Raw genomic sequence first — 22,801 nt, forward strand, 5'->3', positions numbered from 1 at the left:
TACAATCAGACAAGTGGCGGCGAGGAGCGGAGCGCAAAAGGTCGCGCTCAGTCGAGGCGACCGAACAGGGGGCCATCATCCATCCGCCATTCCGAGCGCAGCTAAGGGCTTCGGTTTGCGCAGGCGCACGTAGACCTGCCCAGCGAGCAACGCCACGCATAGAAGGAGAAAGAACGCGCTGATCGGGCGCTCGACGAAGATCGTCGCGTCGCCGCGAGAAATCAGAAGGGATCGCCGGAAGTTCTCTTCCAAGCGCGGTCCCAGCACGAAGCCGAGGAGGATCGACGCCGGGTGGAAGTCGAGTAGCAGTAGCAGGTAGCCGACCAATCCGACGACGACGGTCTCGCCGACCTGAAACATGTCGTTGTTGGTCGAGTAGACGCCAATCGCGACGAAGAACAACGCGCTTGGATAAAGATACTTGTACGGAATCATCAGGAGCTTCACCCACAGCCCGATCAGCGGGACATTGAGCAGCACCAACATAATGTTGCCGATCCAGAAGCTCGCGACCAAGCCCCAGAAGATGTCCGGGTGCTCTTTGATGAGTTGCGGACCTGGCACGATGCCCTGGATCATGAGCGCGCCGAGTATGAGAGCCATGACTGCATCGCCAGGTATGCCGAGACTCATCGTCGGGATGAAGTCGCCCTGAACCGACGAATGCGTGGATGCCTCGGGACAGGCGACGCCTTCGATCATCCCAGTGCCGAACTTCTCTGGTGTCTTCGAAACCTTCTTCTCGGCCGCGTAGGAGATGAAGGAAGCGATCGTTGGGCCCGTTCCAGGAATGAGGGAGCACAGGCTGCCGATGATGGTACCGCGCAACATCGCCGGGATCGAGCGCCGGAGTTCATCGCGCGATGGACGCAGATCGCGCAACCCAACATTCGAATAACGCGTATTCACTTCGGAATACTGGTTCACGCTCTTCATGAATTCGGCGATACCGAACAGACCGAGAGCGAGGCCGACGAGTTCGATGCCGTCAAGGAGGTTCGGGATACCAAACGTGAAGCGCTCCGAACCCGTCTCGACGTCCGTCCCCACGATGCCCAAAAACAGGCCGAGTAAAGTCATGGCGATGCCCTTGAGCGGCGAGCCCTTCGCCAAGGTCGAGCCTGCGAGGAGGCCGAGAAGCATCAGCGAGCAGATTTCGGTTGGACCAAATTCAAGCGCGACCTTCACCAGCAGTGGAGCTAGAAAGATCATCTCCAATATGCCCCAGGACGCACCGACGAAGGACGATAGTACAGTGATGCCGAGAGCTGCACCGCCGCGGCCTTGTTTCGTCAGCGGAAATCCGTCGAGACACGTTACCGCGTGCGGCGGGTGACAAGGTAAGTTGAGCAGGATCGAGCAGATCGCGCCGCCGTATTGAGCTCCGTAGAACACCCCCGACAGCATCAGGATGGCCCCGACCGGTTTGATGCCGAAGGTCAAGGGCAGCAGCACCGAGATGGTAGCGAGCGGCCCCATTCCCGGCAGGACGCCCACCATGTTCCCGACCAGGACGCCGATGAAACACCACATAACGTTCTGCGGCTCGAAGGCGACACCGAACCCGTACCAAAGATCTGAAAGCGCGCTCGCGAACATCTAGAACCCCCAACGGTACAGCGGGAAAGGAACCTTCAGCACGTATGAAAAGAGGAGACAGCCGGCGGCAGTGACGACCGCGGCCAAGGCGACCGAGGCTTTCAGCGTAGCGGTCCTGTCGCCGAGCGCCGACACGAAGACGCACATGAAGGTGGCCGCAGCCATGCCGAAATAAGCGCCGAAGAGGATGAACATCAGCGGCCCCGTGAGGATGCAGGCCCAGCCGCGCCATTCCATGACCGGCGGCAATATGCGCTCTCCCTCTTCGAGAGGCGCCGCCAGCCCCGTGACGAAGATCAAGGATCCGACGAGGACCATCATGACGCCGAGAATGAACGGAAACATGCCCGGCCCCACATGCGCCAAGGACCCGAGCGAATAAGTCGTCGAGTTGAGACCGATCCCTGCGCCCAGCAGCACCATGAGCAGCCCGGCGTAAAAGTCCTTCTTTCGCAGCATGATCGGCATCTAGGCACCTCTATGGGGCTTTGGTCGCTATCACGACGAGCGCCGACGCCGGTCCGGAAGAGACCTGGATCAGCTTGTGTGGGATCGTGGAATCGAACTGAATGCAATCGCCCGGATTCAGAATCTCCTTCCGCTTACCGATGACGAGTTCGATTCGGCCGGTCAGGATAAACAAGATCTCTTCACCTTCGTGGTGGCTCATGATGCGACCACGTTTGGCCGTCTTGGTCGGCCGCACGATGAAGGCGCGCATCGTGCGTTCGGGAGCCAGTCCGGCGACGAGCGACAGGTGCGTGTCCACGTCGCCCGCCTTCCCCTTCTTCGCGCGGACAATGGTGATGGGGTCGTGGTCGTCCGGCTGTCCGTAGAAGCGGTCTAGAGTCGTTCCGAGAGCCTCCGCGATCTTGAGTGCAGAACCGATTGACGGAGAGGAGAGCCCGCGCTCCAGCTTGGAAAGATAGCTTCGGGTCAAGCCGGAATCAGCGGCAAGCTGCTCCAGGGTCATGCCGCTCTGCACACGGAGGAATTTGAGGTTGAGTGTCATTGCGCTCGGATCTTCCTGTTATCGCCCGCATCGATCTCGCACCAAAACGCCGGTAGTTCAAACTGCGAACCGGGACTCTGACCGATCTACAAGTCCAGCACCAAGCGGGCTCCCGCGCAGTCGCCCACGCAGACAATGAGCTCCTGCTCCCGCTCAGCAGGCGAAAGGACGCGATCGCGATGGATGGGCGGCCCCTCAGTCCAGCGCGTGCGGCAGGCGCCGCAGATTCCGCCGCCGCAGGACACGGGTACGTCGACGCCGAGCGCGTCAAGAGTCCCGAGAAGGCCCACATCCGGCGTGACGGTCGCCAGCTTGTTGCTCGCCGACAGAAAGAGCTCGTAGGGAGGTACGTCGCTTCTGGCGGTGATCTTCGGCGGGGTGAACATCTCGATGTGCTTGCGCTCTTCCGGCAAGTCTGAGACGGCTTCTTCGAAGGCCTTCAGCATGCCGTCAGGTCCGCAGCAGGCCGCCAGACCGCATCCGGCGAACTTCTCAATGATGTCCGCAACGACCGGCTTATCCTGCGTAGTGGTGTCATATAACCGGACCCGGCGCGCTTTAATCGCCGCCCCGATCATATCGGCAAGGACTGGCCGCCCGCGGGTGGTCCAGTGGAGCACGTAGTTAGACTGCCCCCTGCGCTCGAGATGCTGAATGGCCGAGATGAACGGCGTCACACCGATGCCGCCTGCGACGAACAAGTTCATCCCCTCCGGGGCCAGCGCGATCCCGCCGCGCGGCAGCGAAACGGAAACAGGCTGTCCGACCTTGACATGATCGTGGATGAAATTCGAGCCACCGCGGCCCTCTCGCTCACGCTTTACCGCGATCACGTAGCGCCGATCGTCGTCCGGTTCGTTGCACAGTGAATAAGTTCGGACGAGACCCTGCCCCAGATGGACGTCAATGTGCGCCCCTGGTCGGAACGGGGGCAGTTCCCAATCGTCCTGGTCGACCAGGGTGCAGCGCTTGGTGTCGTTGCCGAGATCCTCGATCTTCGAGACTACAGTGGAGACGGTCTTGATCGCCTTCGCCATTTAGATCGGCCTCACGGCGTCGCCGACGCGCAGTGTGCCGCCGGCGACGATTTTGCAGTTCAACCCGGATCGGTTGATTAGTGGATCGAACACTGCTCTGCCGAGGATCTCCTCGATGTGGCGGCACGGCGTCGAAAGGCGGGTCGCCTCAAGGATGATCTCTCCAACCCGGAAGCGACGCCCGACCAGATGATTCAGAGGGACCCCTTCGACTGTCACGTTTCGGCGGTGTTCTTCGGGCAACAATTCGATCTTGTGGTCTCGTCTCAGAGCCTCAAGAGTTTCCATCTCGAAAAGCGTAACTTGCCGCCCCTCCTCTGGCTTGTGGGAGTAAAAACCCGTTTCGTGGCCTACGAAGTATCGGTCGCCCTCGATGCCGCGGCCGGCGACCAGTTCGAGCGAAGGAAACGAGCGCATCGGAAGGAAGGCTCGCGGGGTCTTGTGAAGAAAGCGTACGACGCCCCGCCAAGAGGCTGCGACTTCGGCTTTCTCGCTTGCGACGGCATCCATAATGTCTCTCCCTGAAATAGTGTTCCGGTTAGGCTTCAGCGCGGAGCCGCAAGCGACTTCTCAAGCGTCTGACGCACGTCCGACCGCACTTCGATGACCACCGGTCCCACGATATCCATTGCATCCGCCACGGTCGCTGCAGCGCTGTCTGCATCGTCGATGACGAATCCCGTCGCGCCGAATGCGCGGGCAAGGGCGACGAAGTCTGGGTTCGAAAGATCGGTGCCGTATGGACGACCGGGAAAGGCCCGCTCCTGGTGCGAACGGATGGTGCCGTAAGACCGGTTGTTCGACACAACGATCTTGAGGTTCGCATTTCTCGCCACGGCCGTCGCCAGTTCGTTGCCGGTCATCAGGAAGCCGCCGTCTCCGCAGAAGGCCACCACCTGCCGTCCGGGAAAACGAAGGCTCGCGGCCAAGCCAGAGGGAACCCCGCTGCCCATGGCGCCGCAGGCCGAGCCGAGCAGCCGCGCGCTCGGCTCAAGGCTGAAAATGCGATGAACCCACCCGGCAAAGTTTCCTGAGTCCGTCGTGATGATCCCGTCGGCCCGGAAGTGGGAGGCGATGGCCGCAACCGCGTGGCCAAAGACGTCGGCCCGCGGTACGCTGGAACGAGGCCAGCCATGCGTAGCCGCCCGCACCGCGGCAGCCGCGCGGAGCCACTCGGTGCGGTCCGGCGACGTCGCGGGAGCGGCGAGCATGGCCGACAAGAACGCGTGCGATCCGGAGACGACCGCGACGTCGGTCCGGACGCGCTTTCCGATCGCATCGGGGTCTGGATAGACGTGAACCAGCCGCTGGCGCGGCTCTGCCTGTCGCGGAAATGCGAAGCCAAGTGAGGACAGATCGCCCAGACGCGTTCCGACGGCAATGACGAGGTCCGCGCCCTCGAGCAGCTTCACATGAGGTTGGGACGTGAAGAAGCCGAACTGACCGGCCCACAGCGGGTGAGCGTTGGGAAACTGGTCCTGCATCTTGTTCATGGTGAGGACCGGGACGCTCCACGTCTCGGAGAACGCGACCAGATCTTCGCGGAACGATGCCGTCCGGCATTCGCCGCCAACCAGCACGATCGGCCGCTCCGCGGCCGCCAACGCCTCCGCCGCCTGTTTGATCGCCGCAGCGCCCGGCTGCGGTCGCACAGTCCCGTTGATCGTGGCAACAAATCCCTCGGCCAAATCCTCGAGGAGATCTTCCGGGAGTTCGACCGCTACCGGACCGGGCGTTCCCGCATGTGCCACCGCGAACGCGCGGGCCATCATCTCCGGAACGAGATCGGCGGAATTCAGACGCACCGACCACTTCAGCACGCCGGCAAACGAACGGCCGCAATCGATTTCCTGGACGGCGTCCCGTCCGAGGTTCGGACGATCGACTTGACCGACCAGCATCACCAGCGGAATCGCCTCCTGCGCGGCCACATGCAGTCCGAGCGCCGCATTGAAAGCCCCCGGACCACGGCTCGCCATCACGACGCCGGCGCGGCCTGTGAGCTTGGCGTCGGCGACAGCCGCAAGACTCGCGCTCCCTTCGTGCCGGCAGGTCACCAAATCGAAGTCGGTTCGGTCGCGCAGTGCATCGAGCAGCGCCAGAAAGCTCTCCCCCGGCACGCCGAAGGCCCGGTCGACCCCATGGGCGACCAGGCAGTCCGCGACGAGTTCGGCGACCCGATAGATCATCCGACGCTCCCATCTTGCCTGATGGTCTGGACCTCGCCGGGCACGTGCAGCGGCGCCTCGGTGTGATCGCGCAGCACCTTGATTGTGACGCCGTCGAGGACGGCTCGGACAACCAGCGCTTCCTCGGTCACGTCCATGATGGCAAGGCTGGTGAATATGCGGCTAACCACTCTGCGCGCCGTGAGCGGATATTCGCATCGCTCCACGATGCGGGAGCGACCATCCTTCGTGGTGTGGTCCATCATCACCCAGATCGACTTCGCGCCGACCGCTAGATCAATGGCTCCGCCGATCCCGGGCGGCGAGCCGTTGTCACCGGTCGTCCAATTCGCGAGATCGCCAGCTTTCGAGACCTGGAACGCGCCGAGCACTGCGACATCGAGATGGCCTCCCCGCATCATCGCGAACGAAAGGCTTGAGTCGAAATATGAGCCGCCGGTCCGCAACGAGACTGGCATCTTCCCGGCGTTGATGAGATCCCAATCCTCCGCACCGGCCGCAGGCTTGGGGCCCACATTGAGAATGCCATTCTCACTGTGAAGGATCACGCCCGAACCCGCCGGAAGGAAATCGGCCACATGCGTCGGGGCGCCGATGCCGAGATTCACGAAGCCTTCCTCGGGAAGATGCAACGCAACCATGCGCGCCAGAGCGTCGCGTGAAAGCGGGTTCATCGGGAACTCCTTGCAAAGACGCGGTCGACGAAGATGCAGGGCGTAACGATCGCTTCCGGATCCAAATCGCCGACCTCGACCACGCGATCGACCTCCACGGCTACGGTCCGGCCAGCGGTCGCCATGACCGCACAGTGGTTGCGTGCCGTCTTGTTGTAAGTGACGTTGCCGAGCTTGTCGGCCAGATGACCCTTAACGAAAGCGAAATCTGCCCGAAGCGGTAGCTCGAGGATGAATTCCCGCCCTCCGACCACAATCTTTTCCTTCCCGTCCGCGAACACGGTCCCGACGCCGACGGGAGAAAGGAACCCACCAAGACCGGCGCCGCCTGCCCGTATACGCTCAACCAGCGTGCCCTGTGGAACGAGTTCAAGCTCGACCGTGCCAGCACGATATTGTTCGGCGAACTGCTTGGCGCTCCGTGGATAGGAGCAGACGATCTTGCGGACGATTCTCGCCTCGAACCACAGCGACAGATCGTCTTCTGTCGAGCCCGCGTTATTCGATATCAGCGTCAGGTCGCGGACGCCCCGCTCGAGCACCGCCTTGATCACCCCGAGCGGAAGGCCCGCGCCGCCGAACCCGCCTATCATGACGGTGTCGCCGTCCTTGATGCCTTCGACAGCCGCCGCCGCGTCCTCTACCACTACGTTGCGCATCGTTCGTCCGCCATGCTTGCTACAGGATTGAGCTTTGGTACGTCGTTGACAGGCCACGACCGACCCGATCGAGCAGCATCTCGTTGGTACCGTCGGCGTAGGCGGCCATCCGGACCTCAGCGAAATGCATGTTCAAGCGGTGGGCCACGCCTGCGCCGGTGGCGCCCACGATCCGGACGCACTGATCGATGCCCCAGAGCGCAGTGTCTACGGCGAACTTTTTGGCTTGCGCCGCCAGCGCGACCGGATTTGCTCCAGCCTGTATCTGCTCGGCGGCCCGGAAGACGAGCGCGTTGGCGGCCTCGAGCCGGATCGACACCTCTGCGAGCTCCCAGCGCAGGCCCTGATGTCCCGTCAGCGGCTTTCCGAATGCCTGCCTGCCTTCGCAGTAGTCGACGGCTTCGCAAAGGGCCGCATGCAGCGTCGCGACGCACATGGCCGCCACGTGAACGCGCGCCGCGTTGACGGAAGCCATCGAGGCCTTGAGGGCTGCGCCTGGCGCAGCTATCAGGCACCACTCCGGCACGAAGTGACCGTCGAAGACTACTTCGGCCAAGCGGAAGGATCGCGCTCCTGGAACGAGGATCTCGGTCCGCTTTACCGTCTCGACTTCGCCGAAAGGCACATAGAAGCTGGCAATGTCCCCTGCCCCGGCTGCGTCACCCACACGGGCAAGGACGATTAGACCCCCAACCAGCAAGCCGTCCGTCATCCAGGCCTTGGTGCCGCTTAGCGCCCAGCCACCGTCGACCGGAACGGCCGTCGTAGCGAGGGCGGAGACATCGCTGCCCCCCGCCGGCTCGGTCATGGCGGTCGTCAGAAGAAGCTCGCCGCTCAGCGCAGGCTTTAGTAAGCGCTCAATCTGGATCGGCGTACCAGTTTGGGAAAGCCGCGTCGCTCCGCCTTGGTGATGATTCAGGCAGAACGCGGCGGCGAAGCCGTGGCGCGCCACTTCCTGCGCGACGCGGATTTTGCACAGGTAGGACGCTTCCATCCCGCCGTGGGCGCGCCTGGCTTGAAGCCCGAACATGCCAAGCGCCGCCCATTCGGCAATCCACTTCTCGGGAAACGGATCGCCCGCCATGTGCGCGGCGAAGACGCTGTCGGAAAACGCCCCCGCGCAGAATGCCCGCACGTTTGCGACATGACCGCACTCCTCGGCGGAGAGACGATCATCGTACTGATGATAGAAGTCCATCGTCGATCCTCCGCCGAGCTACTTCTGAAGAGGCGCCCCGATGTCCTTGGCCCACTTATTCCAATAGGCCTCTTCCTTTCCGACTTCCGCCGTGAAGCTCTCCACCGTCGAACCCGTGATCGGCGTAGCGCCAATCGTTTCCATTTGCTTCAGGAATTCGGGGTCGCTCGCAGCCTTGTCGAGGGCGGCGCCAACTTTGGCGATAACGTCTGCCGGAAGGTTCGGGGGACCCGCTACTCCGAACCACGGCGAGATATCGAGAGGCTTGCCGCCGGCCTGCTCGATGGTCGGCAGATCCGGGAAGCCCGGCGACCTGTCGGCCGACGTCACCGCGAGCGCGTTGAGGGAGCCGGCCTTGACCTGCTGACCGATCGTGGCTTCGGTAAAGAAGCCCACCTGCAAGATACCCGACATGCAATCGACGATCGGTTGATTGCCGCCCGAATAGTTGATGAAGGACATCTTCGTATCATAGGCCATGTCGAACAGCGTCCCGCCAATGTGGGATGTCGCCCCGAACGTCCCGCCGAAGTTCACTTCTCCCGGATGGGCCTTCAGATAGGCGACCAGCTCCCGAACGCTGGAGACTGGAAGTTTAGGATTCACCACGAGCAGGTTGCGCTGCTTGGCGACCTTCCGGATGAAGGTGAAACCTTTCTGTTGATCGTAGCGCACCGAGGAATAGAGCGCCTTTGCACGGGTATTGGACGATTCGACCGCGACGAGGAGCGTGTAGCCGTCAGGGTTCGCGCGGGAGACGTTGGAAGCGGCGATCATTCCGCCTGCGCCACCATTGTTCTCCACGATGACGTTCTGGCTCAACTCTTTAGCAAGCAAACGCCCGATCACCCGACCAATAATGTCCGTCGGACCTCCGGGCGGAAATCCAACCACCAGCTTGATGGTGGTCGAAGGATAGGCGTCGGCTGCGATCGCCGACGCGGAAAAAAGGCCGACACATGCGGCGACTGCACCAGCCAGCCGCGCGATTCTCCTGAATGAATGAGTCATGACGAAGCTCTCTCCAAGGACGGCTCACCTTCGAACTAAGGACACTTTGTGTCAAGTAAGAACGTAGGCGCCGTGTCGAGCGGTCGCACGACGGAGCAGCAAAGCCTGCGGAAAACGGGTGCAAGCTGCGCCTGGAACAAGCAATTCAGCCCTCTCGTAGTCTTTTGCAAAATGCAGGCTCGGTTTCCTGTGTTGCCAAATGGGGGCAGCTGTGTTCTAGACGATCGGTCTAATTAGGACAAATTAGGACAAAACCGGTGGCGAAAGAGAGCATTCCACGGAAATCCGGCCAGTCGGACCGACGCGATATCGGATATTCGCCGACGTACGACGTCCTCTTACGTTGCGGGATGGAAGTGATGACCCAGCAGGGCTTTGCAGCCACCGGACTGGACGCGCTGCTGCGCCGGGCAACGGTTCCGAAGGGGTCTTTCTACCACTACTTCGAAAGCAAGGCAGACTTCGGCCGCGAAGTCATGAAGGCCTACGATTTGTTCTTCTGCCATAAGCTGGACCGCGCCCTAAACAACGAACAGCTCGCGCCGTTGGCGCGCATGCGAGCTTTCGTCGAGGACGCCAAGGGAGGTATGGCTAAATACGGCTATGCGCGGGGCTGCCTCGTTGGAAATCTCAGCCAGGAGGTCGAGGCGCTGCCGGACGACTACAGGTTCTTGTTGGACGAGATCGTCAGGGGTTGGCAGCGGAAGGTGGCGTGTTGCCTCGAACTCGCACGCGAGGCCGCCGAGATCGGGGCCGCCGCGGACTGCGATTCACTGGCCGAGTTCTTCTGGATCGGGTGGGAGGGAGCAGTGATGCGAGCTCGCCTCGTCAAGAACGCCCTTCCGCTCGATACTTTCATCGCCGGCTTCATTGCCGGCCTACCGCGTCCGATGCCGAGGGTCAGACCCAAGAGCCTCGCGAAAAGGAGTTAGACTTGTTTAAAGCCGTGTTGATTGAGAAGGACGAGCGCGGATATCGCGCCGGTGTTGCCGAATTACCCGAAAGCCGTCTCCCCGAAGGTGACGTTACCGTCGAGATCGAGTACAGCACGCTGAACTACAAGGATGGCCTCGCGATTACCGGCAAGGGTCCGATCGTGAGATCCTTCCCGCTCGTGCCGGGGATCGATTTCGCGGGCGTGGTCTCGTCGAGCTCCGATCCAACCTTCACGCCGGGGGACCGCGTGGTCCTCAACGGCTGGGGCGTCGGCGAACAACACTGGGGCGGCTTGGCGCAACGAGCCAAGGTCAAGGCCGGCTGGTTGATCAAGCTGCCCGCTTCGATGCCGACCCGCCGCGCGATGATCATCGGTACCGCGGGCTACACTGCGATGTTGTCCGTTATCGCACTCGAGAAATACGGAATCCATGCCGGTTCCGGCGACGTGCTTGTGACAGGCGCCGGCGGTGGCGTCGGCAGCATCGCTATCATGCTGCTTCACAAGCTCGGCTTCCGCATCGTGGCTTCGACGGGACGGCCGGAGGAAGAGCGGTATCTGAAGAGCCTGGGGGCTGCCGAGATCATCGGTCGGTCCCAACTGTCGTCGCCCGGCAAACTGCTTCAAAAGGAACGATGGATTGCCGCGATCGACTCGGTCGGCAGCCACACCCTGGCCAACGTGTGCGCCGGGATCAAAGCGGACGGAGCGGTCGCCGCGTGCGGCATGGCGCAAGGATTGGACTTTCCCGCAAGCGTGGCGCCCTTTATCCTACGCGGAGTGGCGCTGTTCGGCATCAACAGCGTGACTCGCCCAAAAGCCGAACGCGTGGAAGCCTGGGATCGCCTCTCTTCCCTGCTCACCGACGCGGATTTGGAGAAGACGGCGGTCGAGATCGGTCTGAAAGAAGTCGTCCTCACAGCGGATCGCCTCATGAGCGGCCAGGTGCGTGGACGCACGGTTGTCAACGTCAACAGGTGACTTCAGAGAGAACCTAGAGTGAAGCGACATCAGGAAGACGAGGCAGATTTGCTCCGTAACCTGAGTAATCGCTGAACCGTCTTAGCTCGCCCGCAGGAGCGTTCGTCAGGGAGGCCAAACATGATTGCCCCACCGCGGGACTCGAGCCCGCTTTGGACTTTGCTACCTCTGTTCTAATGCCGCAAAAGGAAGTTGTCCGAAAGTTCTACGGAGATGTGGGACATGCAGACGTCGCGCTCATCCCAGAACTCTTTGAGCCGGAATTCACCTTCCGAGGCTCCCTCGGCCCCGTCCTCGTCAGGTTCAATCAATTCACGGACTACGTCCGATGGCTGACAGATTCCCTCGAACACTACACGTCTGACATCCTCGAGCTCTTCGAGGAGGGGAACGCCGCTTCGGGCAAGCTGCGTTTCCACGGCATCCACCGAACGCCCATGTTCGGCCATGCTCCTACCGGGCGCCACGTATGGTGGTACGGCACGCCGATCTTCACATTTCGAGGCGGCAAGGTGAGCGATCTGTGGGTGCTGGGTGACATTCACGGCCTGATCGGTCGTCTTGCGCCGGAGGACACAAGCCAGCCGGAATTTACGACGGACAAGTAGCCCTGTCCCTGATCTCTCGCGCCGAGCGGACCACCTTCGAGCCTGAACGGAGAGAGACCAGCTACAACACCCCCCATCTTAGAAAGTCGCACACGCCGCCGACTTCAATATCTGCGCCCGGTTCAAAAGCTGCCGTTCGAGAGTCAGATCGGCGTCCGGCCTGCCTCGCATGTCGGTACATCCCAGCGCCTCTGGTTCGCTAGATTCCGCCCCATTTTTCGCAAAGCTTAACATGCCTGAATCCCCAAGCCGGCAAAACCGCGCTAGGATGGAGTTTTCCCTTGGGGGGAGCTCATGTTGGACCCGGAAACTACCGCGCTTTTGCGCGCGGTCCTGGACGAAGTCTGCGAAAGCGTTTCGCACCGCGAGATCGGGGCGCGGACTCACGTCGCTTCGAAAATCCTGGAGGCCGCCACCAGAGGCGAGGTTTCGGTCGATGGCCTCAGGCAAGTCGGCCGCGACGCCCTTTCCCGCGCACCCACGATGTGGCGCTGATTGATCCGGAGGGCGCGTGAACTTCCAGGTGACGGTCCTCAAGATCCTAGTGAGCTATCCGGCCGGCTTCGCCGTCATGGAGGACCTCAAACGGGACATGGCCATCCTGGCGACCAGTGGCCGCGAATGGGCGGACCGGACCAAACGCCTCGCCGCGCGGGTGCCCGATCTCGACATCTTTTCCAACGGCTTGGTCGAACGCCTCAGCGGCGGCTGGCAGATCACGGCAAAAGGACGGGCAGTGCTCGAGTTCATGGAAGCCCGCCCCGCTGCGCCCGAACCGATCCAGGCACCCTTGGTCGACGAGACTACGGCAGCGATCGCTGCGACGCAGCTTCCTCCGCTGCCGCAGCCCGTTGATCGAGCCAAGCGGCGGCGGGAACGCCGCGAACGTCGGCGCGAGGCGCGCGAACGAGCGAGGGCGAACGCCTCCTGATTTGTCCTACACAGCCGGCAAGGCGCGAAATGGCGAGGACGGGAGCCTAACCCGCGCGCTATGGCCAGGCGCGACCGCTCCGCCGACCCTGACCACGCCCAGCACCCCGCATTTGAATGGAGGGCCCGTTTCCGCCGACGAGAGCACCTGCCGTTTCAAGCCGGCCTGGAAGCGGTCGATGAGGACACACGGCGTCCGGAGGCCGGCCAGTTCGATGATCGGAACGGGTCCGAGCTCGATCAGGGTCCCGAGCGGCATCCGCTCGAGGTCCAGTCCGGCAGTGGTGATATTTTCGCCCAGGTTCCCCGCTGCGACCTGGAAGCCGGCATCCGAGAGTGATGCAAAGAGCTCGGCCGGGATGAGGTGCACCTGCCGGAGATTGGGTAGGCGCGGCTGCCGGCGGGCGAGATAGCGGTGCCGGACAAACGGGCCGGCGTGGGCGTCGCCTTCGACATCCTCGCGTTCCACCAGCACGATCCGATTCTGCGGCGGTTTGCTGAAGTGGTGACCGTGATCGGCCGCGACCGAGACCACCGTGCCCTCCAACGAGAGCGCGTACGCCTGCTGCATCAGGCCGCCCGGGCGAACGAGCGCCGCTTCTGGCGGAGGTAGCGCGTGATCTCCGGAAGAGCCATCGCGTTCAGGACCCGGTCGGCGGGGACACCGCCCTTGCGGGCCATCTCGACGCCCCAGTGCATGTGATCGAGCTCGGGGATGGAGTGCGCGTCCGGATTGATGCTCAGCATGCACCCGAACTCGAGGGCAACCTGATGCCAACGCCAATCCAGGTCGAGTCGCCAAGGGTGGGCGTTGACCTCAACCACGACGTCATGCTTGGCACAGGCACGCAGCGCCTTCTCGATGTCGATTTCGTAGCCTGGCCGCCGCTGGAGCTGGCGCCCGGTCATGTGGCCGATGATGGTGGTGTGAGGATTGGCGATGGCCCTAAGCAGGCGCTGCGTCTGGGACTTGCGGTCCAGTTTGAATCGGCCGTGGATGCTCGCGACCACGAAGTCGAAGCGCTGCAGCACATCGTCCGCGTAGTCCAGCGACCCGTCGGCCAGAATGTCGGACTCGATGCCCTTCAGGATCCGGAAATCCTTGCCGAAGCGCTTATTCAACCGGTCGGCGTCCCGGTGCTGCTGCGCGATCTCTTCCTCCGAGAGACCGCCTGCGTAGTGCGCGGACTTGGAGTGGTCGGCGACGCCGAAATACTCGAAACCGCGCTGGCGCGTGGCCTTGGCCATCGTCTCCAAGGTCTCCGTGCCGTCGGAGGCATCGGTGTGGCAATGAAGGATTCCGCGCAAGTCCTTGTCGGTGACGAGCTTCGGCAGCTTGCCCTTCTGAGCCAGTTCGACCTCTCCGCGCCCCTCTCGCAGTTCAGGATCGATGAACGGCAGGTCGAGGGCGTTATAGATTTGGGCCTCGTCGCCGGCGATCACGGTGCGACCCTTGTGCAACCCGTCCCTCTCCAGCCGCATTCCTTTCTCCGCAGCCAATGCCTGGAGCCTCTCGATGTGAGCGGCTGAGCCGGTGCCGAAAAGAAGGGCGACGCCGAAGTGGTTGCGGTCGGACAAGCGGATTTGCAGTCCGTCCTTCGGCGACGGCTTCGCCGCCTTCTCGATCTTGGCAGCCTCCGCGACGATCGTGAGGTCGCCGACGAGTTCGCAGCCGCGGCGGAAGTCGCCTGCGATCGTCACCCGCTTGAGCTCCGGCCGGGCCTTCCGAAGTGAATCCTTGGCGTGCGCGAGCAGGGAGGCCGCACGGTGCAGATGGAGGCGACCTTCTCCGCTTTTCGCGATTGCCAGGTTCTGCAGAATCTTGGTCTGCAGCGCGGCGCCGAGGCCTTTGGCCTTCTTGATGCGGTCGTCCTTGGCGGCCGCCTCCAACTCCGCCAGCGAGGTGATGCCGAGATCCTTGTAGAGACGCAGCACCTTCTCGGGTCGAAGACCGGGTACGGCAAGCATCTCCAGCACGCCCTCGGGAATCTCCTTCCGCAGCTTTTCAAGGCTCGGATGAGTGCCCGTCTTGTGAAGCTTGGTGATGATGTCGGCGATCGCCTCGCCGACGCCGGGGATTTCGGTCAGTCGGTCCTCGGCGATGAGCACGTCCAGAGGGACGGCAAGGGCCGCCAGACTGTCTGCGGCGCGCGCATAGGCTTTGGCCCTGTAGGGGTTGCCGCCACGCAAAGCCGTACGCTCTGCGTATTCTCGCAGGAGACTTGCTACGGTGCGAACGTCAACGGAAGCCACTCAACGAGCCTCCCGTTCCGCGCCCGGCCTCGCGGGAGCAAAGCGAGGCCAAGGGGGTGGGCCGTCATCCGTCCGACCATCGAGAGATGCCTCAAGCTCCTGCGCTGCCCGGAAGTCCTCAAGGTGCTGCGTGTTAGGAGTGTAAGCTGCCTCCTTCTTGAGGAGATTGTAAATTCGCCCCACAACCAGCTGCAGATGCTTCATCCTGCCGCGCGGCATGGATCGGGCCTTGCAAAGAGCCCGGACGGCGTAAGCGCGGAAGTAGTCAAAAGCGTCTGACATAGTCGGGTAAACGCCGGCCAACGACTATGGTTCGGTCCCACCGGCCCCCAGCAGCCGCTGCCGCAACACGGCGGCGCGGTAGTGCTCCCTAAGTTCCTCTTCCTGCGCAAAGCGTGGATCTCCAAGGCGCCTTCGAGTCGGTCCGAAATACTCGACATACAAATCCATGAAAGATTTGGTCAGGGTTTTTGGAGTCTGCGAGCATTCTGCACCTTCCGATTTCGAGGCAGTGTGCACTCGAGCGTCTCCGGCCGACCATCATGCGGGAGTCGGCGGACCGCTCGCGGATGCCGCCTGTGGCGTCGGCCGCAGCGCACTCCAGCAGTTAGGAAACGGCCGTGGACTTCGAACTCACGACAGATCAGCTGGACCTCCAGCAGCGTGCTCGCGCCTTCATCGATACCGAAGTCCTGCCTCATTATCGTTCCTGGCCCATCACGGTCCCTGACTACGGCCCGGAATTGACCGCGCGTCTCAAGGGAAAGCTGAGCGATTACGGCCTCACCAAGCTGGTCGTGCCGAAGCAATTCGGTGGCCAAGGGCTGGGAGCGGCGGAGGACGTCATCGTCCTCACCGAATTTTCGCGGTCGCCGCGGCGGCTGCCGCAAGCCACCTTCTCGCCGTGGCCGGTCCTCTACCAAGCGAGCGAGGAGATCAGGCGCAAGTACCTTCAGCCCGTTCTCGACGGCAAGACCGGTTGGTCCATGTGCTTCACCGAGCCACAGGCGGGCTCCGACCTTGCGGGGATCAGGACGACGGCGGTCAGAAAGGGCGACCACTACGTCATCAACGGCCGCAAGATGTGGCGCACGGGGCATCGCGAGGCCTCCTACACCGCCGTCGCGGCGGTCACCGATCCGGAGAAAGGGCACCGCGGGATCAGCATGTTCCTGGTGGACAACGACACGCCGGGGTTCGAGAAGATCCGCGACATTCCCGTCATCTCGCGTCAGTGGGGGATCGAGCAGGAAGTCAAGCTCGAGAACGTCATCGTACCCGCCGAAAATCTCCTCGGCGGTGAGGGAAACGGCTTCTCGATCGCGCAGCATCAGTTCAACCGCTTTCGCCTGAGGCTGGGCGGTGTCGCGCTCGGGATGTCGCTGCGCAGTCAGGATCTCGCCATCGAATACGCCAAGGAGCGCGAGGTCTTCGGCGGCAAGCTCGCCGACAACCAGGCCATTCAGTGGATGCTCACGGACTCGCAATACGACATCGAATCGATCCGCTGGAACACCTACTACGCGGCCTGGATGGTGGACCGCGGCGGCTATTCTGCCGCGCGGCTCCAGGCATCCTTAGTCAAGGGATACTGCATCGATGCCGGGCTGCGCGTCATCGACAGATCAATGCAGATCTTGGGAGGCCGCGGCCTTGCGATCGATGACTATCCGTTCGGCGATTTTTACAACCACCTGCGGATGTGCAAGCAGATGGAAGGCTCGACCGAGATCATGAAGATCGTCATGGCCCGGGAGATCTTGGGGAAGTAGGTCCCCGCGTCCTTCGATCCCGCTCCGGAAAGGGAAAGCCGTTAGATTGTCACGACGACTTTCCCAATCGCCCGGCGATCGGCGAACAGCTGAATGGCTTCGGCGGCCCTGTCGAGAGCAAATTCGGCGGTGATCCCGGCGGAAACGCGACCATCCCGATACCACGTATGCAGCTGCTGGCGGTTGAGATCGTTCTGCGGGCTGTCACGCAAGGTGAACGTCCGCCAATTGATGCCGAGCACGTCGCCGTTCTTCAGAAGCGGAAGGTTGAGCGGCAAGGACGGAATGCCGGCCGTGAACCCGAGCACCAGGTAACGTCCGCCTTCCGCCAAACAGCGGAAGGCGGGCTCCGCCAGCCATCCGCCAGATGGATCGACGATGATGTCGGCCCCCCGGGGACCGACCGCGCCCTTCAGGCGTGCGGCGATTTCCCGCCGATCGTCCGGCATGACCTCGGGATAGATGAACGTATCCTCCGCCCCGAGCCGACGGGCGAACTCGAGCTTTTCTTCGGATGATGCGGCGGCCACAACGCGGCCATTCATATTCCGGGCGATCTGGATGGCGGCGCTACCGATGCCCCCTGCTGCCCCGAGCACGAGAGTCGTGTCTCCGGGTTTCAGGCGCGCCCGATCGTGAAGCGCATAGTACGCCGTCTCGAACGTGAACTGCATGACGGCAGCGTCCGTGAGAGACATGCCGTCCGGGACTGGGCTGCAGCGCGCGGCATCTACCGCGACGAATTCGGACATCCCGCCCGTTCCGACTCTGGCGGCCACGCGCTGCCCGATATGAAATTCCGTTACGCTCGCGCCGACCGCCGCGACGACGCCCGCGACTTCGGCGCCTGGCGCGAAGGGTCGCGGCGTTTTGACCTGGTAGAGATCCTGTATGGTCAGGAAGTCAGGATAATTGACGCCGCAGGCGCGGACCGCGATCAGTACCTGGCCCGCCGCGGGAAGTGGTTCGGGGACATCAAGCAGCCTCAACGTATCCGGACCGCCCGGCTCCAAGCTCATCAGGGCTCGCATAACGATCTGGCTCCTTTTCCAGCGCGGAGAATGGGACGATCGTCTCGCAGGTCAATGTCGAAAGTGATCATTCCTATTGGCCCGACGTGCCACAGGCCGAAGGATGGTGACGGGGCTCCGCCCCGCGCGTATACATGGGTGGCATGCCGGGTAAGCCTGCCAAAATATCCAAGTCTGCCGCTGCGCCAAAGCGTTCAGCCGTCGATTCCGGCTACGTGGGCTTGGTTTTGAGCGGTGTCCGCGAAGCCGGATTTGATCTGGATCGGCTTCTTGCTCGCGCAGGAATCGACCCCGCCGCCCTCGAGGCCGGAGCCAGGCTGCCGCAGGACCGGTTCGCAAGGCTGATCTCGGTTCTGACGAGAGAAACGCGGGACGAATTCTGGCTCCTTTGCGGACGTCCCGTCAAACCGGGCACGTTCCGCATGATGTGCCGGCTCTTGATCCGCTGCGGAAGCTTGCGCGAGGCCATCCGCGTCGGCTGTCAATTCTATCATCTGGTTGCGGACGACTTCGTCGTTCGGCTGGCGGTCGGCCCGCGCGAAGCGTCGCTTTATCTGACGGACAGCATCGCGCAACCCAATCGAAGTCGCATGGTCAACGGCGCGGTCCTTTTGTTCGCGTACGGATTGATGTGCTGGCTTGCCGGCAAACGGCTGCCCTTGACGACCGTGCACTACAAGTTTCCGGAAGAGCCGTTCAGTTCGGAACTCGAGCCGTTCTATCGGGCGCCGATGCTGTTCAACCAGCCCCGAACGGAAATCCGTTTCGACTCCGATCTGCTCGATTTGCCCGTGATTCCCGATGAAGAGCGCATGCGCCGCTTCCTCGCGTCCATGCCCAGCGCCCTGCTGCTGCGTTACCGGGACGACAGCAGCATGGCGGAGCGCGTACGCGCGCTCCTCCGCCGCAATCTGAAGCGCTCGTTGTCGCTCGAGGATATTTCCACCATGCTCGCTGTCTCGCCGCAGACCTTGCGTCGCCGCCTCCTCGACGAAGAGAAATGCGGTTTCCAGGAGATCAAGGATCAGGTGAGGCGGGACCTTGCGGTCCATCTGATCGAACGATCTCGGCTTTCCCTGGAAGAAGTCGGGCTATCTTTAGGCTTCTCCGAGCTAAGTACCTTTCATCGTGCGTTCAGGCGATGGACGGGCTCGACGCCAGGCGAATTCCGCGACCGCAGCAATTCGGGGAAGTAAGAGGCATATTCGGCCAACGCGATTGGCGCGCCAGGTCATTTCACGTTCTGCAGCACGGATCGATGATCGAATGAAGGCCGGCACCAACCGGCATCATGAACTCGTTCGATCAGGGGAAGAGATGCCTATCTTACGCCGGTGGGCGGAGCGCCATCCCGACAAGGTCGCGGCGCGAATCGCGTTTTCGGACGAACAGGTGACATACGGCGAGCTGGACCGCCGCGCCAACGCCGTGACCCAACTTCTGATCTGGATGGGACTCACTGCAGGCGACGGCATCGCGGTGCTCCTAGAAAACGAACTCACGTACTTCGAGATCGTCTTCGGAGCCCGTCAGCACGGCGTCTACTTTACGCCTGTAAGCACGCACCTCACTCCGGACGAGGCCGCATACATCGTTCGCGACAGCGGCGCGAAGGCTCTGTTCGTTGCTGCTAAATTTGCGGACACCATGGCGGCTCTGAAGGCGAACAATCCACACCACTGCTCGATATTCCTGATCGGCGGCGATGGGCTCGGCGATTTCGCGTACCGGACGGAAGTCGCGCGGTTCGATCGGCCGATCGAACTCGCCGATGGTCCCGTCGGCAAGGACTTCATGTACTCGTCGGGCACCACGGGCAGGCCGAAAGGCATCAAGCAGCCGTTGTTCTCTGGCGCGGGTCAGTCGCACGCATCCGGCGACTGGGTTCGAGAGAACTTCAAGATCGGGGACGATTCCGTCTACCTCTCGCCGGCGCCGCTGTACCATGGCGCCCCGCTGCGCTTCACCTTACGCACGCTCGACAGCGGCGGCACGGTCGTTCTCATGAGGAAGTTCGACGCGCAGCGGTCCTTGGAAGCGATCGAACGATATTCCGTCACCCACAGTCAGTGGGTGCCGACGATGTTCTTCCGCCTTCTCGCGCTTCCGCCGGAGGTGCGGAACGCGCACGATCTCTCCTCTCACCGCTGCGCGATCCATGCCGCGGCGCCTTGCCCGCCCGAACTCAAGGAGCAGATGATCGCCTGGTGGGGTCCGATCGTGTGGGAATACTATGCGGGCTCGGAGCGCAATGGCGCGACCTGCATCTCGACGCCGGAATGGCTCACGCATCGCGGCTCCGTCGGATGTGCCTGCATCGGCACGATCCACATCCTCGACGATGACAAGAACGAGCTTGGACCCGGGGCCATCGGCGACGTCTACTTCGAGGGGCCAGCTTTCGTCTATCACAACGATCCGGAGAAGACGGCCCGGTCGCGCAACGACAAGGGATGGTCCACGATCGGCGACGTAGGCCACCTCGACGAGGAAGGCTACCTGTACCTCACGGACCGTCGTTCGCACATGATCATTTCGGGCGGCGTCAACATCTACCCTGCGGAAATCGAGAACCGGCTGGCGCTGCACCCCGAAGTCGCGGACGTCGCCGTGTTCGGCATTCCGCATCCGGAGTACGGAGAGGAAGTGAAGGCTGTCGTGCAACTGAAACGGCCTTCCGACGCGTCTGCGGACCTCGCAGCCGAGCTGATTTCGTTCTGCAGGCAAGGTCTGTCCCATGTGAAATGTCCGCGATCGGTCGACTTCGACCCCGAATTGCCGCGGCAAGAGAACGGGAAGCTTTTCAAGCACGTGCTGAAGCAGCGGTACGTGCGTTCGGCCTAACTGGCTAGATCGACAGCGGAGACAGACGATGGGCATAAAGAGGCTGGCCTCGGCGGCCACTATGATCGCGTGCGTGGGACTTGTGACCCCCGCACTCGGGCAGAAGAACCAGTACGGCCCCGGCGTGAGCGATAGCGAAGTGAAGATCGGCCAGACGATGCCTTATAGCGGGCCGGCTTCGAGCTTCGCCACGGTCGGGCGCGCCATGCTGGCGTACTTCGAGAAGGTGAACGCGGAAGGAGGTGTCAACGGCCGCAGGATAAACCTGATCTCTCTGGACGACGCTTACAGCCCTCCTAAGGCGGTCGAGCAGACGCGCCGTCTGGTCGAGAGCGAGGAAATTCTGGCGATCGTCGGCACCTTCGGCTCGGCCTCGAGCTTCGCCACTCAAAAGTACCTCAACACCAAGAAGGTCCCGAGCCTGTTCCTGGTAACGGGGGCTAATCGCGTGTCCGATCCGGCCGTCTATCCCTGGTCCATGGGCTGGCAGCCTAACAATCATGCCAAAGGCGTGATCTATGCGAAGTACCTCCTGAAGGAGCGCCCCAGCGCAAAGATCGCCGTGCTCTTCCAGAACGACGATTTCGGCCGGGACTACATCAAGGGCTTTCGCGACGGTCTGGGCGAGAAGGCGGGAGGCATGATCGTAAAGGAGCTCAGCTACGATGTTTCGGAGCCGACGGTCGACTCGCAGATATTGAACCTGAAATCGAGCGGAGCCGACATTCTGGTCGACATCTCGACGCCCAAGTTCGCCGCCCAGGCGATCAAGAAGATGGCGGAAATAAAGTGGGACGCGCTTCATCTTCTTAGCGATGCTGCCGGCTCGCTGTCCAGTACGATCGTGCCCGCCGGGCTCGATAACTCCAAGGGAGTCATTACGGTCGCCTTCAGGAAGGACCCCAACGACCAGGCATGGTCGTCTGATCCGGGAATGCAGGACTATTTCGCCTTCATGAAGCAGTACATGCCGGAGGCGAACCCACTGGAGACCTATTACATCTTCGGCTATGCGACGGCGCAGACTTTCGTTCATGTCCTGAAAAACTGCGGGGACAACCTGACCCGTGAAAATCTGATGAAGCAGGCCGCCAGCATCAAGGACCTTGAACTGCCGATTATGCTGCCCGGCATCTTGCTGAACACCAGCGCCACTCGGTACACGCCGCTCAGTCAGGAGCAGCTGATGCAGTTCGATGGCGTCAAATGGAAGCCGATCGGCGGCGTCATCGACGCGGAGAAGTAGTGATCGGGCAGAGGGTGGTTGCGATGGCGCTCCGGAGGACTGTGCCATCGAACACGAGTTTCTGCCGAATGCTGTCGTTCAAGCTTCGGATTTTGATGGTGTCGATCATGTGGGGTCTCCCTTGGCTTCCACGATCCACTTGACCATATTGAACAAGAATTCTGATGCAGCCAGGAGGGCCCCGAGGCCGAGCGCCGCCGCTCCAATGAGGATAAAATCTGAAAGCACCGCCCCATACATTCCAGCAATTGCTCGTTGAACTCCCACACTTCGCTTGAGTTCACGGCCTTCGAACAGCGTAGATGTCGGTCACGCTGACCCGTCGTCCGCCCAGTGCCGTGGTCAGGGTTTTGCGGGTGGCGGCGAGCTCGGCGAACTCCCCGTTGATGCGCACCTCGCGCGGCAGGAGCGTCATGCTGCGATCGCCAGCCGGCGGCGCGGCTGGCGAGCTTCAGCTTCGTCCGGTGCTGATGACCTGCGTGGTCGCGCGTATCTGGCTCCTGCCTGCGGCGCTCTCGAGCGGCATCGGTTCTCAGGTGCAGAAGCCGCTCGCGATCGTCGTTGTGGCGGGCATGATGCTCGCGCCCATCGTCGTCCTGGTCACGTTGCCGGCGTTGATTGCGATGTTCTCGCGGCGGACGCGGCCAGGCTCTTCCAACCTGCCAGAGGCAATTGTCCGGCGAAAACTCGCCAGTCGGATCGGCGCGCACGAGCGGGTGCCGCCATGACGCTTTCGGATGAAGATCGCGGTAGAAAGCCCGGAAGTTGGCCCAGCGTGTAAATCGGCGTGGCGTCCCGACGCCGATCGGCGAGCTAAAGC

Annotated in this window: 23 protein-coding genes and 2 pseudogenes; 10 read left to right on the top strand and 15 right to left on the bottom strand. The window is 62.3% G+C overall.

The window, feature by feature from the left end; translation table 11 throughout:
* Positions 1-75 precede the first annotated feature (75 nt).
* The 10 genes from AC0L3K_RS35695 to AC0L3K_RS35740 form a co-directional block, all read right to left on the bottom strand.
* The gene (locus tag AC0L3K_RS35695) at positions 76-1,599 is read right to left on the bottom strand and encodes a tripartite tricarboxylate transporter permease (RefSeq protein WP_473367782.1); all 1,524 of its coding nucleotides are present in this window, start codon (positions 1,597-1,599) and stop codon (positions 76-78) included.
* Positions 1,600-2,067 carry a tripartite tricarboxylate transporter TctB family protein gene (locus tag AC0L3K_RS35700; protein ID WP_473367783.1) on the bottom strand — a complete coding sequence of 156 codons (468 nt, stop codon included), beginning with the start codon at positions 2,065-2,067 and terminating at the stop codon, positions 1,600-1,602.
* A gap of 10 nt (positions 2,068-2,077) precedes the next feature.
* On the bottom strand, positions 2,078-2,611 hold the full coding sequence (locus tag AC0L3K_RS35705; RefSeq protein WP_473367784.1) for a helix-turn-helix domain-containing protein: 534 nt from the start codon (positions 2,609-2,611) through the stop codon (positions 2,078-2,080).
* A gap of 86 nt (positions 2,612-2,697) precedes the next feature.
* Positions 2,698-3,648, bottom strand: a complete 951-nt coding sequence (locus tag AC0L3K_RS35710) for a PDR/VanB family oxidoreductase (protein ID WP_473367785.1) — start codon at positions 3,646-3,648, stop codon at positions 2,698-2,700.
* Positions 3,649-4,158, bottom strand: coding sequence for an MOSC domain-containing protein (locus tag AC0L3K_RS35715; RefSeq protein WP_473367786.1), 510 nt, complete (start codon positions 4,156-4,158; stop codon positions 3,649-3,651). It abuts the gene before it with no gap.
* 35 nt (positions 4,159-4,193) lie between these two features.
* Entirely contained in the window at positions 4,194-5,837 is a 1,644-nt protein-coding gene (locus tag AC0L3K_RS35720) for a thiamine pyrophosphate-dependent enzyme (protein WP_473367787.1), read from the bottom strand.
* Positions 5,834-6,511, bottom strand: coding sequence for a 3-oxoacid CoA-transferase subunit B (locus AC0L3K_RS35725; protein WP_473367788.1), 678 nt, complete (start codon positions 6,509-6,511; stop codon positions 5,834-5,836). The genes AC0L3K_RS35720 and AC0L3K_RS35725 overlap by 4 nt, the downstream gene beginning before the upstream one ends.
* A complete protein-coding gene (locus AC0L3K_RS35730; protein WP_473367789.1) occupies positions 6,508-7,170 on the bottom strand; it encodes a 3-oxoacid CoA-transferase subunit A in 663 nt (220 codons plus the stop codon). Before AC0L3K_RS35730 ends, AC0L3K_RS35725 begins: the two co-directional genes overlap by 4 nt.
* A gap of 19 nt (positions 7,171-7,189) precedes the next feature.
* Positions 7,190-8,368 (bottom strand): acyl-CoA dehydrogenase family protein, encoded by a 1,179-nt coding sequence (locus AC0L3K_RS35735; RefSeq protein ID WP_473367790.1) that lies wholly within the window; start codon positions 8,366-8,368, stop codon positions 7,190-7,192.
* 18 nt (positions 8,369-8,386) lie between these two features.
* A complete protein-coding gene (locus tag AC0L3K_RS35740; protein WP_473367791.1) occupies positions 8,387-9,379 on the bottom strand; it encodes a Bug family tripartite tricarboxylate transporter substrate binding protein in 993 nt (330 codons plus the stop codon).
* 257 nt (positions 9,380-9,636) lie between these two features.
* Between AC0L3K_RS35740 and acuR the strand changes: the two genes are divergently transcribed.
* The 5 genes from acuR (at position 9,637) to AC0L3K_RS35765 (ending at position 12,836) form a co-directional block, all read left to right on the top strand.
* Complete coding sequence (gene acuR, locus AC0L3K_RS35745; protein ID WP_473367792.1) at positions 9,637-10,311, top strand: acrylate utilization transcriptional regulator AcuR; 675 nt, start codon at positions 9,637-9,639, stop codon at positions 10,309-10,311.
* Positions 10,312-10,313: 2 nt separating this feature from the next.
* On the top strand, positions 10,314-11,297 hold the full coding sequence (gene acuI, locus AC0L3K_RS35750) for an acrylyl-CoA reductase (NADPH) (protein WP_473367793.1): 984 nt from the start codon (positions 10,314-10,316) through the stop codon (positions 11,295-11,297).
* Positions 11,298-11,449: 152 nt separating this feature from the next.
* Positions 11,450-11,905, top strand: coding sequence for an ester cyclase (locus AC0L3K_RS35755; RefSeq protein WP_473367794.1), 456 nt, complete (start codon positions 11,450-11,452; stop codon positions 11,903-11,905).
* A 294-nt stretch (positions 11,906-12,199) separates the two neighbouring features.
* Positions 12,200-12,400 carry a hypothetical protein gene (locus AC0L3K_RS35760; RefSeq protein WP_473367795.1) on the top strand — a complete coding sequence of 67 codons (201 nt, stop codon included), beginning with the start codon at positions 12,200-12,202 and terminating at the stop codon, positions 12,398-12,400.
* 16 nt (positions 12,401-12,416) lie between these two features.
* The gene (locus tag AC0L3K_RS35765) at positions 12,417-12,836 is read left to right on the top strand and encodes a hypothetical protein (protein ID WP_473367796.1); all 420 of its coding nucleotides are present in this window, start codon (positions 12,417-12,419) and stop codon (positions 12,834-12,836) included.
* Between the two features lie 6 nt (positions 12,837-12,842).
* Here AC0L3K_RS35765 and AC0L3K_RS35770 read toward each other — a convergent pair whose 3' ends face one another.
* Both AC0L3K_RS35770 and AC0L3K_RS35775 read right to left on the bottom strand, forming a co-directional pair.
* The gene (locus AC0L3K_RS35770; protein ID WP_473367797.1) at positions 12,843-13,406 is read right to left on the bottom strand and encodes an MOSC domain-containing protein; all 564 of its coding nucleotides are present in this window, start codon (positions 13,404-13,406) and stop codon (positions 12,843-12,845) included.
* A complete protein-coding gene (locus AC0L3K_RS35775; protein WP_473367798.1) occupies positions 13,406-15,088 on the bottom strand; it encodes a helix-hairpin-helix domain-containing protein in 1,683 nt (560 codons plus the stop codon). Before AC0L3K_RS35775 ends, AC0L3K_RS35770 begins: the two co-directional genes overlap by 1 nt.
* Before the next feature lie 620 nt (positions 15,089-15,708).
* Here AC0L3K_RS35775 and AC0L3K_RS35780 point away from each other — a divergent pair.
* Positions 15,709-16,860: an acyl-CoA dehydrogenase family protein gene (locus tag AC0L3K_RS35780; protein ID WP_473367799.1), complete on the top strand. Its 1,152-nt coding sequence runs from the start codon at positions 15,709-15,711 to the stop codon at positions 16,858-16,860.
* Positions 16,861-16,901: 41 nt separating this feature from the next.
* Here the strand turns inward: AC0L3K_RS35780 and AC0L3K_RS35785 are convergent, their stop codons facing one another.
* Positions 16,902-17,879 carry an NADPH:quinone oxidoreductase family protein gene (locus AC0L3K_RS35785; RefSeq protein WP_473367800.1) on the bottom strand — a complete coding sequence of 326 codons (978 nt, stop codon included), beginning with the start codon at positions 17,877-17,879 and terminating at the stop codon, positions 16,902-16,904.
* Between the two features lie 146 nt (positions 17,880-18,025).
* Here AC0L3K_RS35785 and AC0L3K_RS35790 point away from each other — a divergent pair, with 146 nt between their 5' ends.
* The 3 genes from AC0L3K_RS35790 to AC0L3K_RS35800 all read left to right on the top strand — a co-directional run bounded on the left by AC0L3K_RS35790 (position 18,026) and on the right by AC0L3K_RS35800 (position 21,981).
* Positions 18,026-19,087 (top strand): AraC family transcriptional regulator, encoded by a 1,062-nt coding sequence (locus tag AC0L3K_RS35790; protein ID WP_473367801.1) that lies wholly within the window; start codon positions 18,026-18,028, stop codon positions 19,085-19,087.
* A gap of 121 nt (positions 19,088-19,208) precedes the next feature.
* Entirely contained in the window at positions 19,209-20,735 is a 1,527-nt protein-coding gene (locus tag AC0L3K_RS35795) for an acyl-CoA synthetase (protein WP_473367804.1), read from the top strand.
* Between the two features lie 28 nt (positions 20,736-20,763).
* Positions 20,764-21,981, top strand: coding sequence for an ABC transporter substrate-binding protein (locus AC0L3K_RS35800; RefSeq protein ID WP_473367802.1), 1,218 nt, complete (start codon positions 20,764-20,766; stop codon positions 21,979-21,981).
* A 135-nt stretch (positions 21,982-22,116) separates the two neighbouring features.
* Here the strand turns inward: AC0L3K_RS35800 and AC0L3K_RS35805 are convergent.
* Positions 22,117-22,245 (bottom strand): annotated as a pseudogene (locus tag AC0L3K_RS35805) (LysE family translocator); the annotation flags it as partial.
* Positions 22,246-22,261: 16 nt separating this feature from the next.
* Positions 22,262-22,396: a hypothetical protein gene (locus AC0L3K_RS35810; RefSeq protein ID WP_473367803.1), complete on the bottom strand. Its 135-nt coding sequence runs from the start codon at positions 22,394-22,396 to the stop codon at positions 22,262-22,264.
* A gap of 28 nt (positions 22,397-22,424) precedes the next feature.
* On the opposite strand from AC0L3K_RS35810, the pseudogene AC0L3K_RS35815 reads away from it, so the two are divergent.
* A pseudogene (locus AC0L3K_RS35815) lies at positions 22,425-22,709 on the top strand (efflux RND transporter permease subunit); the annotation flags it as partial.
* Positions 22,710-22,801: the final 92 nt, after the last annotated feature.

The sequence above is a fragment of the Bradyrhizobium sp. MI1.10 genome, from assembly GCF_055811035.1.